The sequence below is a fragment of the Cedecea sp. AS113 genome, assembly GCF_037152415.1.
Taxonomy (GTDB): Bacteria; Pseudomonadota; Gammaproteobacteria; order Enterobacterales; family Enterobacteriaceae; genus Cedecea.
Map to the genome: position 1 here is coordinate 15,025 of NZ_JBBCMI010000002.1, position 15,380 is coordinate 30,404.

Here is a 15,380-nt window from a genome sequence, read left to right on the forward strand (position 1 = left end):
AATATAAAATCAATTAATGATTAGGTTCAGGCTTAATGATAAACAGCGACGATCTGGCTTTCTTCCGTACTATCGCTACTCACGATACGCTGGCCGCCGGCGCAAGGGCGATGAATGTCACGCCGCCCTCCGTTACGCAGCGGCTGCGCGGGCTGGAACAAAAGCTTGGCGTCGACCTTATTCTGCGGCCCTCGCGGCAGGTTTCACTCACCGATGAAGGATCGCTGCTGCTGAGCCGGGCGGAGAAGATCCTCACCGAGCTGGCTGGCCTGCAGTCTGCCCTGGACGACAGGCGGCAACAGGTCAGAGGCAAGCTGCGCGTGCTGGCCCCGCTGGGGTTTGGTAACGACTATATTGCGCCGCTGCTGGGGGAATACGCCGCGCAGCATGAAAACCTTGAGGTGGAGTTGACACTTTCCGACGACCCACATTGGGCCAGGCTACACAAATGGGATCTGGTGATTTTCATCGGCGAGCTACGCGATTCCAGCATGCACTGCATCAAGCTTGCGCCTAACCAACGCTTTATCTGCGCTTCCCCGGACTACCTGAACCGAAAAGGCACCCCGCTGACGCCGGAACAGCTGGTGGATCACGACTGCATTGCACTGCGGGAAAACCGCGAAGACGTGACGCTGTGGCGCTTCTCCGGCCCCAAAGGGGACTGCCCGCAGCGGATCTCGCCCAAATTGTCGAGCAACGAAGGGCGAGTGGTAAAAGAGTGGGCGCTGGCGGGCAGGGGGATCATTATGCGGTCCGAATGGGATGTGTTACCGCAGATTCACCGCGGCGAGCTGGTGAGACTTCTGCCGGAATACACGCTGCCGGATGCCGATATCGTGGCGCTGAGCGGCACTCCGCAGGCAGAACGAAGCCCGAGGGCGCAAAAGTTTATCGAGCTGCTTAAGGCGCGGCTGGCGGGGAGGCCTTGGGCTGAGTATTAATATTGGTAGGTCAAAAAGTGAATCGTTAAGTTGGGTGAAGTGGCATAATCCAGCGGTGGCAAAAGCCACGTAATGCAATGCTTCATAAAAGGATTTATGGATGATTAAAGTATCGATGCTGGTCATGCTCGCAATAATGCTTTCAGGATGTGCTCCATTAACCCCGAAAGAGTGTATAAAAAAGAGTGCGCTTGATAGTTGCACCTACGATCGCACGGGAAAAGTTTCCGATACGGATATTTATGGTCAACAGGCTTCGGGGATAAAGAAAGCACTTGATGCCGCGCTTGCTGAGCCTCATGCCTGGAATGGAAAAAGGTGCAATGTGCACCTTGATTTTAAAATAGATGGAACCTTGCAAAATTTCATCGTGAAAGGTGGAGACCAGAACTACTGTGACGCTTTGCTGGCAGCCTCCAGGCACGCAAAATTCCCGGCATTTACCGATCAACACGTTTACGACGTTATGGGATCGGCTCGTTGGAATATGGAAGGGCAGCCCTGAGTTTTTGATTTTTTATGGGACTGGTTTCTATGCGTCCGGTTTGTGCCATGTGCTGCCGTTCTTAACTTCTGCCTATACTAATGGAGCAGAGCACTGTTATGAATGAAGTTCAAAGATTCCCGTTTTAAAATGGCGTTGCCTTATAAACCTGAACGGAATTAATATGGTAATCAAATAACAAACTGCCGTTGAGCACGGCGTTAGATCATTAAGGGGAATATTTTGGGATACGAAGCAACCGAGCTTCTGTTAAAGTGTGATGCAGATGATTATGCGATGCTTATTTCGCAAATTGACAGTTATGTCAACTTCTCATCTGACAAAGAGCTCAAAGAACTCTTGACCTGCTATAGAAGCGATCCTAACACAAGCAACAAAGTTCGCCTCGCAAAAGCCTTAGAGCGAGAAATTCGTTATGTAGGCAGTGCAGATGTTGCCTATATGTTCCGCAAAATCTTCAAAGAAGAAGATCCTGCGGGAGTGAGTATAAGAGAAATAATTGACGACGTAAGTGTTAAACTGAAGGTGAAGCAAAAACAACTTGGAGGCATTGAAGCAAGGCTAGAGCGTCTTGTCAGACTTGCAGCGGAAAAAACATTCCTTAGCATGAGCCCAGAGCAACAAAGAAAACTATTCGAAGAATCTGGCATTGGTTGCGAACAACAAAATGAATTTTTCATTAGACTAAAAGATAACAAGGCCGCACTTTTACCATTGTTAATGTCGGTACTTGGCCCGGAAATTACAGCACGTTTAGTTCAGGGGTTAGCTGTTTTAGCTATTTCTCAATTTATAGGAAAGGAAGCCGCAAAAAAGCTTATCGAACAATTAGCAACAAAGTTTCCTTGGTGGAGCAATTGGCTCGGCCCGATTGTCTGGGGGCTTAGTCTCAGTTGGCTTGCTTTTGATTTACAGGGTGCCGCAAATCGAAAGACGATACCAATAATGCTCTACCTTGGCCTTGTAGGCTTAAGAGATGGCCCCGAGGCTGGAGATGAATTTTGGGCCGAAGAGTGAATTGTCTAACAATTCATTCAAGCCGAAGTTGCTTAGTGGAGCGGCGTAATTCAGTCATTAATGTCCGCTAATAGCGGATTTACCCAGCGAGCCTGCATGCTCTGTGCCAGAAGCGGATATTCTTCAATTAAACATATTGGATGAGTAGTTCCTTTTTTGGATTTCATTTAAGGGCTCTTCATTAGTCTATTTCTTCGATGCTCTGAGAAAACGGAAGTGTGACAGGGCTATTGTAATGATACCTAAGGAGTAAGATTAAAATTAGCTAAAGACCAATGGTTAACATTTAATGACTCACTGATTAGTTACAGTATTTTTACCATCTTTAAGCGTTTCATAAATAAGGGGACTATAAGTATAATGATTGGATCAGTTCTTCAAAATGCCTTTCGCATAGAGTCATTGGCTGCTCGCGGTGAAATTGCACTATTCCGTGCATTTATCCGCGCTTTCAATTCACTCGGTACAAACGCACTGGCGCAAGAATATCATGGTAATCGTTACCAAGTGAATTTTAGTGCTAACCGAGGTACAGGGCGACCAACCCCACGTTGTGAATTATGTGACGTAATGATCATCCATTACCCAGCGGGAAACCCTAGAGCAGCGCGCATTACTTTTAATCAAGCAAAGGTTTCTTCTAACCCATTACAGTGTGCTCCAGTGGTGATTGTGTAAGTATCCCTGCAAAACGGCCCATTCACTTTTAGAGATCTTCCGACATACTGATTATGTCCCCTGAGGAGATCGCTATGCGTAAGATCCGATTCACCGAGCACCAGATTATCGCCGTCCTGAAGTCCGTCGAAGCGGGCAGGACCGTCAAAGATGTGTGTCGTGAGGCCGCTATTTCCGAAGCCAGCTACTACAACTGGAAGGCGAAATATGGCGGGATGGAAGCTGCTGATATCAAAAAAATTAAAGACCTTGAGGACGAAAATCGTCGTCTGAAGCAGATGTTTGCCGATCTCAGCCTTGAATGTCGGGCACTGAAAGACGTTATCGAAAAAAAGCTTTAAAACCAGCGATAAAGCGGGAGCTCGTCAGCTATCTGACGGCACAGTTTGCCATGAGCATCCGCCAGGCGTGCAGGACATTATCGCTGAGCAGGACGGTGTATTTTTATCAGCCCGATACCCGGCGTGATGAACCGGTGATCCTTGCGTTGACTGAACTGGCAGAACGCTATCCGCGATACGGTTTTAAGAAGCTGTTTCAGGTGCTGCGCAGGCAGGGTAACGCCTGGAATCATAAGCGTGTTCACCGGATATACTGCGTACTGAAGCTGAATTTTCGCCGCAAAGGCAAGCAGCGTCTGCCGGTACGAAACCCTGCGCCACTGGCAAGCCCTGAGGCACTTAATCAGAGCTGGTCCATCGATTTTATGCACGACGCGCTGGCGTGTGGCAGACGCTTCAGTACCTTCAATGTGGTGGACGATTTTAACCGGGAAGCGCTGGCGATAGAAATTGACCTGAATATCCCGGCCCAGCGTGTAGTCCGGGTACTGGACAGGATAGTAGCAAACCGCGGATATCCACTGAAGATGCGAATGGATAACGGGCCAGAACTGGTGTCGCTGGCGCTGGCACAATGGGCGGAAGAACACGGGGTGATGCTGGAGTTTATCAGGCCGGGTAAACCGACGCAGAATGCCTTTATCGAACGGTTTAACCGGACGTACCGGACAGAAATTCTGGATTTTTATCTCTTCAGGACCCTGAATGAAGCACGGGAAATCACTGAGCGATGGCTGGCTGAATATAACAGTGAGCGGCCCCATGAATCCCTGAATAACCTGACGCCAGAAGAGTACCGGCTGATGGCTGAAAACCCGGAAATCTCAAAAAGTGCGTGGAACTAAAACGGGTGTGCTTACAAGGCCGTCATAAACAAACCTGGCATCCAATGCCTTTTGCAAAAATTCTGTTGCCTGCTGCAGGTTTGGAACCGTTAGCCCCACATGATTTATGCCTCTGCTAATGGTACGTTTTTCTCTATTTATCATATGTATACCCTGGTTAAAATTTGAGTGAATCAAACAGAGTTTAGTACACTTTTCATTTAAGAAACGCCAGGCCTGATATTGTGTAAATTTTCTGCCGCTATAAAAGAATATCCGTAGTTCGCTCCTTACGGACAGCTAAAGACCATAATTAATATTCACCTTCAACTTTGAGTGGCATCATGATGGCTACATGTAAGACTTGAGTGTTTATTGAGCGATATCAGGCATGATTATTCTCCACCATTCAGGTTTCATATCTTGAAATGAGTGGGATGATGGCGAAAACAAGTCGCGTTGGTTGTTGTCAAATATACCGCTTAGCAAAGCAGTTACGTGAGAGTCATCAATAGCACCGACCGAGGTGCCACACCGGGCGCAAAATGCTCTGGATGAAGCTGCTGATGAGCGGAACAGCGATGGTGCCCCCCCTTCGGCAGTCCATTCAACATCTGCGGAATCAAATTCAATCCATACTGCGGTGTGACAGCCAGTATGTTTCTGGCACATATCGCAGGAACAGGAATGAGGGGAAGAAGGATTTATCGCTGTGAATCTGATGAATCCACATAAACATCCACCTGACAATTTCATATCCATCGAGCCCTTGTAGAATGTTCAGAGAAACAAAGATAGCATCGACCGCTTCTCGCTCGTAGCGGACCGTCAGCTCAGGCAAGGTGTCCACCATGTGCCAGTACCTCGCTTAACCTGCAAACCATTAAGCGTCATGAACAGTGTCGCCAGTTCAATCCGACAGCATAAGGATTTCATCTCTCGCTCAAAGCAGCCTAATATTCGTTTGGCAATTTCTTGGCTGTGCTAGCGACAAACACCAGTCTGGCAATCTGGCATGATGGGAGATAAAAACCGCCCTATGGATAAAGACAAACTAAGCTGCTGGCTGAAACGCTGGGATCTGATTCCGGACGGCACTCCCTTTCAGACCCATACGTCGCAGCTGCTGCCGGTGAAAACCGCAGCTGATGGCGCTGAGGCTATGCTGAAAGTGACTGCCGACAGGGATGAACAAACGGGGAACTCGCTGCTGGTCTGGTGGGCAGGCAGGGGCGCGGCGCAGGTTATTGCCCATGAAGATGAAGCCATTCTTCTCGCCCGGGCCACCGGCTCCGCGTCATTAGCCACAATGTCCAGAGAAGGTCAGGATCTCGAAGCCTGCCGTATATTATGTGCTACGGCAAACAGGCTGCATCGCGTTCGGCAAAAGCCTTTGCCCCAGTTGCCTTCGCTGGATGATTGGTTTGCTTCGCTAAAAATAGTGGCGCAGCAGCGGGGCGGCTTGCTGGCATTTTGTTCAGATATCTCCCAAGAACTGCTTACCACTCCGCAGGATGTTGTGGCCTTACATGGTGATTTACACCACGGCAATGTGCTTGATTTTGCATCATCGGGCTGGCGGGCGATCGATCCTAAAGGCGTCATAGGGGAGCGAGGATTCGATTTTGCTAATATTTTCACCAACCCGGATTTGGATAACCCAGCTCCGCCGGTCGCTACCGTGCCGGAGATTTTTAAGCGCAGGCTGCGTGCCGTGAGTGAGATAGCAAATCTGGACAGAGAGCGGCTTCTCAAATGGATCATTGCCTGGGGCGGACTGTCCGCAGCGTGGTCATTGGAAAGTGAAAGCACTAACCCCACTGCATTATGCGTTGCTAAGCTAGCGATAGAAGAATTACGGCCCGCGCTGCGTGGCCATTTTGACGTGCACTGAGGAACCCAACATGCAGCCTTTTCATCAACTGACGGCCACGAGCCTGACTGGCCAGCAGATCGCTCTGTCCGATTACGCCGATAAGCTGGTGCTGGTGGTCAATACCGCCAGCCAGTGTGGCTTCACGCCGCAGTACGCAGGCCTCGAGGCGCTCTATAAGAAGTACGCCGCGCAGGGGTTGGTGGTGCTTGGTTTCCCCTGCAATCAGTTTGGTAAGCAGGAGCCCGGTGACGCCGACGAAATTGCCCGGACGTGCCATATTAACTACGGCGTGAGTTTTCCGATGTTTGCAAAGGTCGAGGTCAATGGAACCGCAGCGCATCCTGTGTTTCGTTATCTGAAGAAAGAATTGCCTGGCGTGCTGGGCAGGCGGATCAAGTGGAACTTCACAAAGTTCCTGATTGGCCGGGACGGGAAACCGCTGAAGCGTTTTGCACCGTTCACTACCCCGGAGAAAATGGAAGCCGCAATTGTGGCTGCACTTAAAATCTGAGTGCGCCCGGAAGTTACCCATAACGATACCTGGTCAGAGGTAAAGCCGCGGGAATTACCGGCATTCATCGAATATTCAGTTCGCGATGCTTCCCTGGCGCCCGTAAGAAACTATCCGCCCGTTATACCACGGGCAGGATAGTTGCTTTGGCGTCTAAAGTTTAAAGATTGGTGCACTGGCTGGAATTTTTACCCCGCCAGGATTTACCCCCGGAATTTTTGCAGTTATGCGCATCCTTATTATTAAGGATTTTCCCGCTACAATTTCTGGCCGACCAGCATTCATTCCTGTCGGCATTAGCCTCACTCGCTTTTTTTTCGTCGGCCGTCAGCAACAGGGGCGGCTTTTCATTGGCAGGCAAAGCCCCGGATGCCGGTTGCTGCGTTTCGGCCATCGCCATGCCCTGGCACAGAACAGCGGTAAGAATTGCGATAACGAGTGTTTTCATGACGCATCTCCAGATTCAAGTTTGAACAGGGTTTGTACTCTGTAACTTTTAAAGAACTGCATTTGCGCCCATTCGGAAACGGCGACCAGGCTGACGTTACCTTTTTTGGTCCGGCGATAAATGACTACCGCCGTACTAAATACCCAGGGAACAATCAGCACATCGCTGTCCTGCGGCGCGGTGAAGGACTCTTCAACAATTTTTTCAGTCACGGACTCACGGCTGACTTCCAGCACATTGGTGACGCCAAACTCCATATCCATACTGGAAGCCACTTCTGAACCGGTGATTGGGTCGGCGGCTTTTTCGGACAGCGAGGTTTTGAGTGACCAGTTGACCGTCAGGACGTTTTTAATGGCCGAAGTGACGGTGACTTTCTCGCTGGTGCTGCGCGTTGACCCGGCCGGGACGTTAATAAAGGTACGAGGGTTATTACCTACGCTGTAAATTGCCACAGCAAAATATTCGTCAATGAACAAATCCTGCGCGTACGGCGTGGGATAATCCACATCGCCAATACCTTCCCAAAGCGCAGGTTCCACTACCAGGGGTTCTGAGCGAGCGAGCAGGCGCTTCGTCAGGTAAGGGCCGTCAGGGATGTACTGCAATGGGTTGAAGTCATCAATGGCCTGTAAATCTTTTTCGACGTCGCTCCAGTTGCGCACGTCCGGGTTTTTGGCGGCCACTTCGAGTAGCCAGGCCCGGTACTCCTCTTCGACCGCATCATTCTCTTTAACTTTCACCGGGATTATCCCCTCATCCAGAACCAGCAGCTTTTTATCTCGCCCGGCCCGGATCGTGATGGAACGGCTAAAGTCATGCCCGCCGCTCGGCAAGTTTGTCCATCCGCTTGCGGTCAAGGCGCCGCCTGCAGACAGACTTGAGTCGTTAGATCCGCTGAAAGGGACATCGATCATCAGAGAGACGGCACCGTAGCCTTTTTGGCCCGGGGGCACTTTGTCTTTCCATTGCGCGTGGCATTCATAGCCGGTCCAGGTTCCCCTTGCAGCACGGATGCCCAAAGCCTGAACGGTTGCATTAGGTTCAATGCTGATGGGGCCACGACCGTCAACGGAGTTCCGATACCAGGTTCCCCATTCAATTGAACTGCTGTCTACCTCAAGCACCCTGTCCGTGGCATTCGTTATCGTCAGATAAAAAGTCCAGGCCATATTTAAACTCCTCATTAAAAGCCAGCTAACTGAATAGCGAGCAGAGCAAATAACAAAAGTGAGAAAATTGCTGTGTGAGTTGAAAAATTAGAGTGGCGCTGTTTTTTTGTCAAAACCACCATTTTTGGTGTGGGAATATATTCCTTATAAAACACAAGGGGCAGTTTATGCTGACATACAGCGTTAGTGGGCAGGGCAATCTACTTGTAGGGATAAATTATTTTTGGCTGATTTTTTATGCTGACATTAATAAAACAAAAATAATATTTGTCTTATTTTGAGGTGGTGGTGTTTATTATTTAATAATGCGGAAAATATTCGAAATATAGAGTGCATCATATTTTGAATATCTGCTTGCTTAGTTCGCAATATATTCATGAAGGCAAGGCTATATATTAGCAGGTTAATAATAAACTTATGATTAATTCGATGGGCCCAGTATTAGTGCGTTGAGTGACCAGGAAATGACTGCCATTAAAGGAGGGATTAGCTATCGGCACAGGGAATAAAACCTGGCGATCTCTCAATCGCCAGGCGGGTTGCAAAGACTTTAGGTTATTTACCCAGAATCTCTCTGCGGACGATCTCTGCCCCAGCGCTCAACGCGTGCAGTTTGCCTCTGGCCACATGGCGCGGCAGCGGAGCCATACCGCAGTTGGTAGAAGGGTAGAGATTTTCGGCATCAACGAACTGCAGCGCTTTGCGCAGGGTATTGGCCACTTCTTCCGGGGTTTCAATGGCGTGGTTGGCCACGTCGATGGCGCCCACCATCACTTTCTTGCCACGAATCAGCTCGAGCAGGTCCATCGGCACGTGGGAGTTGTGGCACTCCAGCGAGATGATGTCGATGTTTGAGGTCTGCAGCTTTGGAAACGCCTCTTCGTACTGGCGCCACTCCGAGCCCAGCGTTTTCTTCCAGTCGGTGTTGGCTTTGATGCCGTAGCCGTAGCAAATATGCACGGCGGTTTCGCACTTCAGGCCTTCGATGGCGCGTTCCAGCGTGGCGATGCCCCATTCGTTAACTTCGTCGAAGAACACGTTGAAGGCTGGCTCATCGAACTGAATGATGTCCACGCCGGCGGCCTCCAGCTCTTTCGCTTCCTGGTTCAGGATTTTGGCGAATTCCCAGGCCAGTTTTTCACGGCTTTTGTAGTGGTTGTCATACAGCGTGTCGATCATGGTCATCGGGCCAGGCAGCGCCCATTTGATTGGCCGATCGGTCTGTTTGCGAAGGAACTTCGCATCTTCCACAAACACCGGTTTTTGACGAGCCACGGCACCGACCACGGTCGGGACGCTGGCATCGTAGCGGTTACGAATGCGCACGGTTTCGCGTTTCTCGAAATCCACGCCGTCCAGGTGTTCGATAAAGGTGGTCACGAAGTGCTGGCGAGTCTGCTCGCCGTCGCTGACGATGTCGATATCCGCCAGCTGTTGTTCGTGCAGCGCCAGGCGCAGGGCGTCCTGTTTACCCTCAATAAGTTCCTGATCCTGCAGCTTCCACGGCGACCACAGCGTTTCAGGCTGGGCCAGCCAGGACGGTTTTGGCAGGCTGCCGGCAGTGGACGTAGGCAATAATCTTTTCATGTCGAATAACCTTGTGTTTGGTGTCTCAAAGAGGGTAGTTAGCAGACCACTGCTCTAAAATTGTTTGGTACGGTTTGATGAAGTGCTCTTCAGTAAACTTCCCTTGTTCGATGGCCAAACGGCTGCGTTCTTCACGATCGTAAACAATTTGAGTAAATGAATGATCCTGGTGGTTCAGGCTTGGCTGGAAGCACAGCCCGGCCGGAGAATTCGCGTTGTAAATCTCAGGGCGGTAGATCTTCTGGAACGTCTCCATGGTGCTGATGGTGCTGATAAGCTCGAGGTTCGAGTAGTCATTCACCAGGTCGCCCGTGTGGTAGAAGGCAAACGGCGCCACGCTGTTGGGCGGCATGAAATAGCGAGCCTTCAGCCCCATTTTGTTGAAGTAGAGATCGGTCAGGGAAGATGAATCTTGTTCATATTCAATGCCGAGCACCGGGTGGCGGTTTCCGGTCTGGCGGTAAACGTTTTTGCTGGAAACGCTCAGGCAAATCACCGGCGCTTTATTGAAATTTTCTTTGTAGGTGTCTGACCCAACGAAGTGTCTGAACAAGTTCCCGTGCAGCACGCCGTAATCTTCCGGGATGGTGAATTCTGCGCGATCCTGGTTGTACGCTGGCAGCAGAACGCTGAAATCATAGTCGCGAACGTAGGAAGAGAAATTGTTCCCGACAATGCCTTCGATGCGCTGGCCGGTTTTCTTATCCAGCACGTGAGTTTTTAAAATCTCAATCGCCGGGAAGGTCTTGCCGTTGCCTTCAACATCCAGCTCAACGGAAATAATTTCAAGTTCAACGCCGTAGCGGTCGGAGGTGGGGTTGTCCCAGTTCGCCAGGGAGTTGAAGCGGTTATCAATCATGATCAACGCGTTACGCAGGTTCTCCTGACGCTTCTCGCCGCGGGCCAGGTTAGCAAAATTGGTTGTGATGCGCGTATTCCCTGACGGGTTGTAATTCTCATCAAAAACAATGCTCTTAAGAGTAAAAGTAAACGCTTTAGTCATGGTAATCCGGCACCTTAGTTCTGTTTTTTGCCTGTATCTACTGCTTGATTTCTCACATATAACCTTTGGTTAGCTGTGGTTTTACCTGTCAGTAATCTTCACATTGCATGTCGTTAACAATATTGCATCTTTTATGCCTGAGTCACAGTTTTAGTAAAAGTGATTTAATTTCATTAGAACATGAGCGGTGTTCATGATTTGGAATATGGCCCGGAGAGGAGTCCTCCGGGCCTGATGAATCGGTCAGTTATCAACCTTTGGCGGGCGAATTTTGAACCAGATCGCATACATGGCGGGCAGGAACAGCAGCGTCATAAAGGTGCCGCCAAACGTCCCGCCGATAAGCGTGTAGGCCAGCGCTCCCCAGAACACGGAATGGGTCAGAGGAATAAACGCCAGAATCGCCGCCAGGGCGGTCAACAGCACCGGGCGCGAACGTTGGATCGTCGCCTCAACCACGGCATCAAAAGGCGTCAGCCCGGCCTGCTCGTTATGCTTAATCTGGCCGATGAGGATCAGCGTGTTGCGCATCAAAATCCCTGAAAGCGCAATCAGCCCCACCAGGGCGTTGATGCCGAACGGCTGGTTGAAAATCAGCAGCGTCGGTACCACGCCGATAAGCCCCAGCGGGCTGGTGGCGAACACCATCAGCATGGCTGAGATCGACCTAACCTGAAGAATAATCACCAGCAGCGTTAGCGCGATCATGATCGGGAACAGCGGAGCCATTGCCGCCGTGGCCTTGCCGGATTCTTCAATGGCGCCCGCTTCTTCGATGCGGTACCCCGCCGGAAGCTCTGCCACAATAGGTTGAATTTGTTTCACGATCGCCGTCGACACATCCGGCGGCTGAAGGCCATCGGCGACATCGCCCCGCACGGTAATGGTTGGCGTTCTGTCGCGACGTCGGAGCACCGGATCTTCCATCACAACTTCAACCTTACCGATTTGCGAGAGCGGCACTTTTTGCCCGTTCGCGCCAATGAGCGTTAGCGCGGCGAGCTGTGCCGGGTCGTCCCGCACGCTGCCGCGCGCCCGGCCCGTGACCTGCACGGAGCGAATATCTTCCCGCACTTCGGTCAACGGCGCGCCGGAAAGCAGGAATTGCAATTGCTGCGAGACGGAGGCGGTGGTTAAGCCCACGGCGTAAAGCCGGTCCTGGTTCAGGGTGAAATGTAGCGTAGGCACCCGGGAGCCCCAGTCGATGTTCACGGTGCGCATCAGCCCGCTTTGATTCATCACTTTTTCAACCCGTAACGAAATCGTTCTGAGCACGTCCGGGTCTGGCCCCATCACGCGAAACGCTACCGGGTAGGGCGTATAAGGCCCGAAGACAAGTTGGGTGACGCGCACCTGAGCCTCCGGTGCCAGGCCGTTGCTGATGGCCTGCCGCAGCCGCATTTTCAACGCTTCTCGCGCATCAGGATCGGGCGTGAGAATCACGATTTTTGCGAACGAAGGGTCGGGCAGCTCCGGAGCCATGGCCAGGTAGAAACGCGGCGCGCCCTGGCCAATGTAGGAGGTGACGATTTTTGACTCTTTCTGCGCGCTGAGCCATTGCTCAATGCGCTCGGTAGTCTTCGTCGTTTGCTCGATAGACGTCCCGTAAGGCAGCTGAACTTCTACCAGCACTTCCGGGCGATCTGAGATGGGGAAGAACTGCTTTTTCACCACGGCCATTCCGGCTATCGCCAGCACAAACAGGCCGACGACTGAACCGGCGGTCAGCCACTTGCGGACGATGACTTTTTTCAGCAATGCCCGGAAGCGATTGTAATTTTTGCTGGTGTATAGCGCGTGTTCCGCCAGCGCGGCTTTGTGCATATCGGGTAGCAATTTCACGCCGAGATAGGGCGTGAATACCACGGCCACCAGCCAGGATGCTATCAGCGCGATACCGACGATCCAGAACATGTTGCTGGTGTACTCCCCGGCGGTGGAGTGGGCAAAGCCGTTCGGCATAAAGCCGATGGCGGTTACCAGCGTGCCCGCCAGCATGGGCGCGGCGGTGTGGCTCCAGGCGTAGGCGGAGGCCTTAACACGGCTGTAGCCTTCCTCCATTTTCACCACCATCATTTCAATGGCGATGATAGCGTCGTCCACCAGCAGGCCCAGCGCCAGAATGAGTGAGCCTAAGGTTATCCTGTCGAAGTTTTTATCTGTGGCGGCCATGACGATAAATACCACTGCCAGCGTTAGCGGCACGGCGGCGGCAACCACGATGCCCACTCGCCAGCCCATGCTGATAAAGCAGACCACCATCACCACCAGCAGGGCGACAAAAAACTTCACCATAAACTCATCCACGGCGGAACTGATGTTCACTGACTGATCGCTGACTTTACTGAAGCTCATGCCGAGCGGCATCGTGTCGTTGATTTTACGGGTTTCCTGATCCAGGGCTTTGCCCAAATCAAGCCCGTTCCAGCCGTCGCGCATGACCACGCCGAGCAGCAGGGCCGGCTCGCCGTTGTTTCTGACGAGGAACGTAGCCGGGTCTTCATACCCGCGCTCGACGTCAGCTACGTCGGACAGTTTCAGCGTTTTCCCCTGGGCCACAATGGGGGTATCGCGGATTTTTGAGAGCTGATCCAGCGCGCCATCCACGCGGATAAACACCTGCGGGCCGGCAGTTTCTATTGAGCCTGCGGGGGTAAGCAGGTTCTGGTTACTCAGCGCCTGAAAGATGTCCAGCGGCGAAACACCAAGCGTGGCAAGCCTGTCATGAGAGAACGAAACAAAAATGCGTTCCGCCTGTTCACCGATAATATTCACCTTTTTCACGCCGGGGACGTGCAGCAATTGCTGGCGCAGGTTCTCGGCATCGCGCACCAGCAGGCGCTGCGGCTCGCCTTTTGCTTTCAGGGCAAACAGCGCGAAGGTGACGTCCGAAAATTCGTCATTTACCAGCGGGCCTATAACGCCATCCGGCAGATTTTTGGCCTCATCGCTGATTTTTTTCCGCGCCTGGTAAAACGCCTCCGGCACGTTGGCGGGCAGCGTGCTGTCTTTTAGGGAGACAACGCTGTAGGCAAGACCCGGACGGGTATAGGTTTCCGTGCGGTCATAATCGTCCAGCTCCTGCATTCTCTTTTCCAGCGGCTCGGCCACCAGATCCTGCATTTGCTGCGCGGTGGCCCCCGGCCAGGCGGTGATCACGGTCAGCTGTTTCACCGTAAAAGGCGGATCCTCGGCTCGGCCCAGTTTAAAGAACGCGATGATCCCGGCCAGCGTAATGAGCAGGATCAGGAACAGAGTGACTGATTTTTCACGTACCGCGAGGGCGGAAAGGTTAAAGCGAGAGTCGCTCATTACGGTGCTCCCGCCAGATCGGTGGCGCCCTGTGCAAGCAGTCTGACTTCTTCGCCGTCATGCAGCAGATGTGCGCCGAGGGCAACGATGCTGGCGTGGCTGTCGATTTGGGTGGCAACAATGGCGGATTCATCGGTGATGCGGCGGATGCTCACCGGGTGCCAGCTCACTTTGGCCGGTTTACCGCTTACCACCCAAATGCCGGTGCCTTTCTCTTTCCCGGCGTCATAGAGCGAGGCCAAAGGCACAATCACGTTTTGTGAGGGAGTGCCTGCGTCAGGAATGGTGACGGTCACCGTGCTGCCGAGCGGCGCCTGGGCAAGTGCGCCAGCGAGCACAAACTTCGCTTCAAATGTGCGGGTTTGTGGGTCGGCGGCGTCGGAAAGCTGACGTAAGGTAGCGGCCACGGGAGCGCTATCTGAACCGTAAAGATGAGCCTGAGCTACGGTGCCCAGCGCCGGGCGCAGCGTTTCCGGCAAATCGACGACCGCTTCACGCTGGCCCGCCCGGGCGAGACGAATCACCCCTTGCCCGGCGGCGACAACCTGGCCTGGCTCGGCCAGCGTATCCACGATCACGCCGTCAGAATCAGCCGTCAGCACCGCATAATTCATGGCGTTTTTAGCCACATTGGCCTGGGCAATGGCCGCCTGCAGATCCGCTCTGGCGCTGTCGGCCTGGGCTTTGATTTGATCGTACTGCGAGGCTGAAATCGCGCCGCTGCCGACAATGCTTCTGTAGCGGGCCTCATCGGCGGCGGCCTGTTTAGCGCGGGCTTTGGCAGCGGCGACGGCCTGATCCTGCGCTTTAGCCTGCAGGCTTAAATCCTGAGGATCGAGTCGGAGCAGGGGCTGGCCGTTTTTTACCGTCTGGCCTTTGTCCACCAGGCGCTCAAGAATTTTTCCCGGAACGCGAAAACCGAGGTCGCTTTGGATTCGCGAGGCGACAATGCCGGTAAAAGCCCGGGCGTCATCATTGGCGGACTGAACCGCGACAACGCGAACCAGCGGAGGATCGGTACGCGGATCCTCTGGCTGAGATGAGTCACCGCAGGCGGTGAGCGCCGAGCACAGCAGCGCCACGGCGGCTGTAAAAGGCTGAAGACGCAACATACGTTCCCTTATAAACGCGGAGCAGGAACGCAGATAATTATTCAAGTGAC

15 protein-coding genes are annotated in these 15,380 nt (G+C 52.5%); 7 read left to right on the forward strand and 8 right to left on the reverse strand.

The features are described 5' to 3' along the window. Window positions 1-35: 35 nt before the first annotated feature. The 5 genes from WFN87_RS02200 (at window position 36) to WFN87_RS02220 (ending at window position 4,330) form a co-directional block, all read left to right on the forward strand. On the forward strand, window positions 36-944 hold the full coding sequence (locus WFN87_RS02200; RefSeq protein WP_336980950.1) for a LysR family transcriptional regulator: 909 nt from the start codon (window positions 36-38) through the stop codon (window positions 942-944). A gap of 100 nt (window positions 945-1,044) precedes the next feature. Then, window positions 1,045-1,449, forward strand: coding sequence for a cell envelope integrity TolA C-terminal domain-containing protein (locus tag WFN87_RS02205; protein ID WP_336980952.1), 405 nt, complete (start codon window positions 1,045-1,047; stop codon window positions 1,447-1,449). Between the two features lie 222 nt (window positions 1,450-1,671). Further along, window positions 1,672-2,466, forward strand: a complete 795-nt coding sequence (locus WFN87_RS02210; protein WP_014831329.1) for a hypothetical protein — start codon at window positions 1,672-1,674, stop codon at window positions 2,464-2,466. 360 nt (window positions 2,467-2,826) lie between these two features. Then, complete coding sequence (locus tag WFN87_RS02215) at window positions 2,827-3,144, forward strand: hypothetical protein (protein WP_336989459.1); 318 nt, start codon at window positions 2,827-2,829, stop codon at window positions 3,142-3,144. A gap of 74 nt (window positions 3,145-3,218) precedes the next feature. Continuing rightward, window positions 3,219-4,330 (forward strand): IS3 family transposase gene (locus WFN87_RS02220; protein WP_336980954.1). Its coding sequence is split into 2 segments (ribosomal slippage): window positions 3,219-3,480 and window positions 3,480-4,330, totalling 1,113 coding nucleotides; the frame shifts between segments, so codons are not numbered across the junction. A gap of 351 nt (window positions 4,331-4,681) precedes the next feature. Here WFN87_RS02220 and WFN87_RS02225 read toward each other — a convergent pair. Together WFN87_RS02225 and WFN87_RS02230 are read right to left on the reverse strand one after the other, a co-directional pair. Further along, window positions 4,682-5,032, reverse strand: a complete 351-nt coding sequence (locus WFN87_RS02225; RefSeq protein ID WP_336981363.1) for a GFA family protein — start codon at window positions 5,030-5,032, stop codon at window positions 4,682-4,684. Beyond that, complete coding sequence (locus WFN87_RS02230) at window positions 4,938-5,162, reverse strand: hypothetical protein (RefSeq protein ID WP_336981391.1); 225 nt, start codon at window positions 5,160-5,162, stop codon at window positions 4,938-4,940. The genes WFN87_RS02225 and WFN87_RS02230 overlap by 95 nt, the downstream gene beginning before the upstream one ends. A 165-nt stretch (window positions 5,163-5,327) precedes the next feature. On the opposite strand from WFN87_RS02230, the gene WFN87_RS02235 reads away from it, so the two are divergent. Together WFN87_RS02235 and WFN87_RS02240 are read left to right on the forward strand one after the other, a co-directional pair. Beyond that, window positions 5,328-6,203, forward strand: a complete 876-nt coding sequence (locus WFN87_RS02235; protein WP_286180210.1) for an aminoglycoside phosphotransferase family protein — start codon at window positions 5,328-5,330, stop codon at window positions 6,201-6,203. A gap of 10 nt (window positions 6,204-6,213) precedes the next feature. Further along, entirely contained in the window at window positions 6,214-6,696 is a 483-nt protein-coding gene (locus WFN87_RS02240) for a glutathione peroxidase (RefSeq protein ID WP_336980956.1), read from the forward strand. Window positions 6,697-6,856: 160 nt separating this feature from the next. On the opposite strand, the gene WFN87_RS02245 is transcribed toward WFN87_RS02240, so the two are convergent. The 6 genes from WFN87_RS02245 to WFN87_RS02270 all read right to left on the reverse strand — a co-directional run bounded on the left by WFN87_RS02245 (window position 6,857) and on the right by WFN87_RS02270 (window position 15,330). Further along, window positions 6,857-7,090: a hypothetical protein gene (locus WFN87_RS02245; protein WP_336980957.1), complete on the reverse strand. Its 234-nt coding sequence runs from the start codon at window positions 7,088-7,090 to the stop codon at window positions 6,857-6,859. A gap of 50 nt (window positions 7,091-7,140) precedes the next feature. Further along, on the reverse strand, window positions 7,141-8,316 hold the full coding sequence (locus tag WFN87_RS02250; RefSeq protein WP_336980959.1) for a hypothetical protein: 1,176 nt from the start codon (window positions 8,314-8,316) through the stop codon (window positions 7,141-7,143). Window positions 8,317-8,871: 555 nt separating this feature from the next. After that, complete coding sequence (locus tag WFN87_RS02255) at window positions 8,872-9,903, reverse strand: methionine synthase (protein ID WP_008459294.1); 1,032 nt, start codon at window positions 9,901-9,903, stop codon at window positions 8,872-8,874. 25 nt (window positions 9,904-9,928) lie between these two features. Then, the gene (locus tag WFN87_RS02260; protein WP_008459291.1) at window positions 9,929-10,906 is read right to left on the reverse strand and encodes a DUF1852 domain-containing protein; all 978 of its coding nucleotides are present in this window, start codon (window positions 10,904-10,906) and stop codon (window positions 9,929-9,931) included. Window positions 10,907-11,149: 243 nt separating this feature from the next. After that, window positions 11,150-14,218 (reverse strand): efflux RND transporter permease subunit, encoded by a 3,069-nt coding sequence (locus WFN87_RS02265; protein ID WP_336980962.1) that lies wholly within the window; start codon window positions 14,216-14,218, stop codon window positions 11,150-11,152. Further along, complete coding sequence (locus WFN87_RS02270; RefSeq protein WP_336980964.1) at window positions 14,218-15,330, reverse strand: efflux RND transporter periplasmic adaptor subunit; 1,113 nt, start codon at window positions 15,328-15,330, stop codon at window positions 14,218-14,220. Before WFN87_RS02270 ends, WFN87_RS02265 begins: the two co-directional genes overlap by 1 nt. Window positions 15,331-15,380 lie beyond the last annotated feature (50 nt).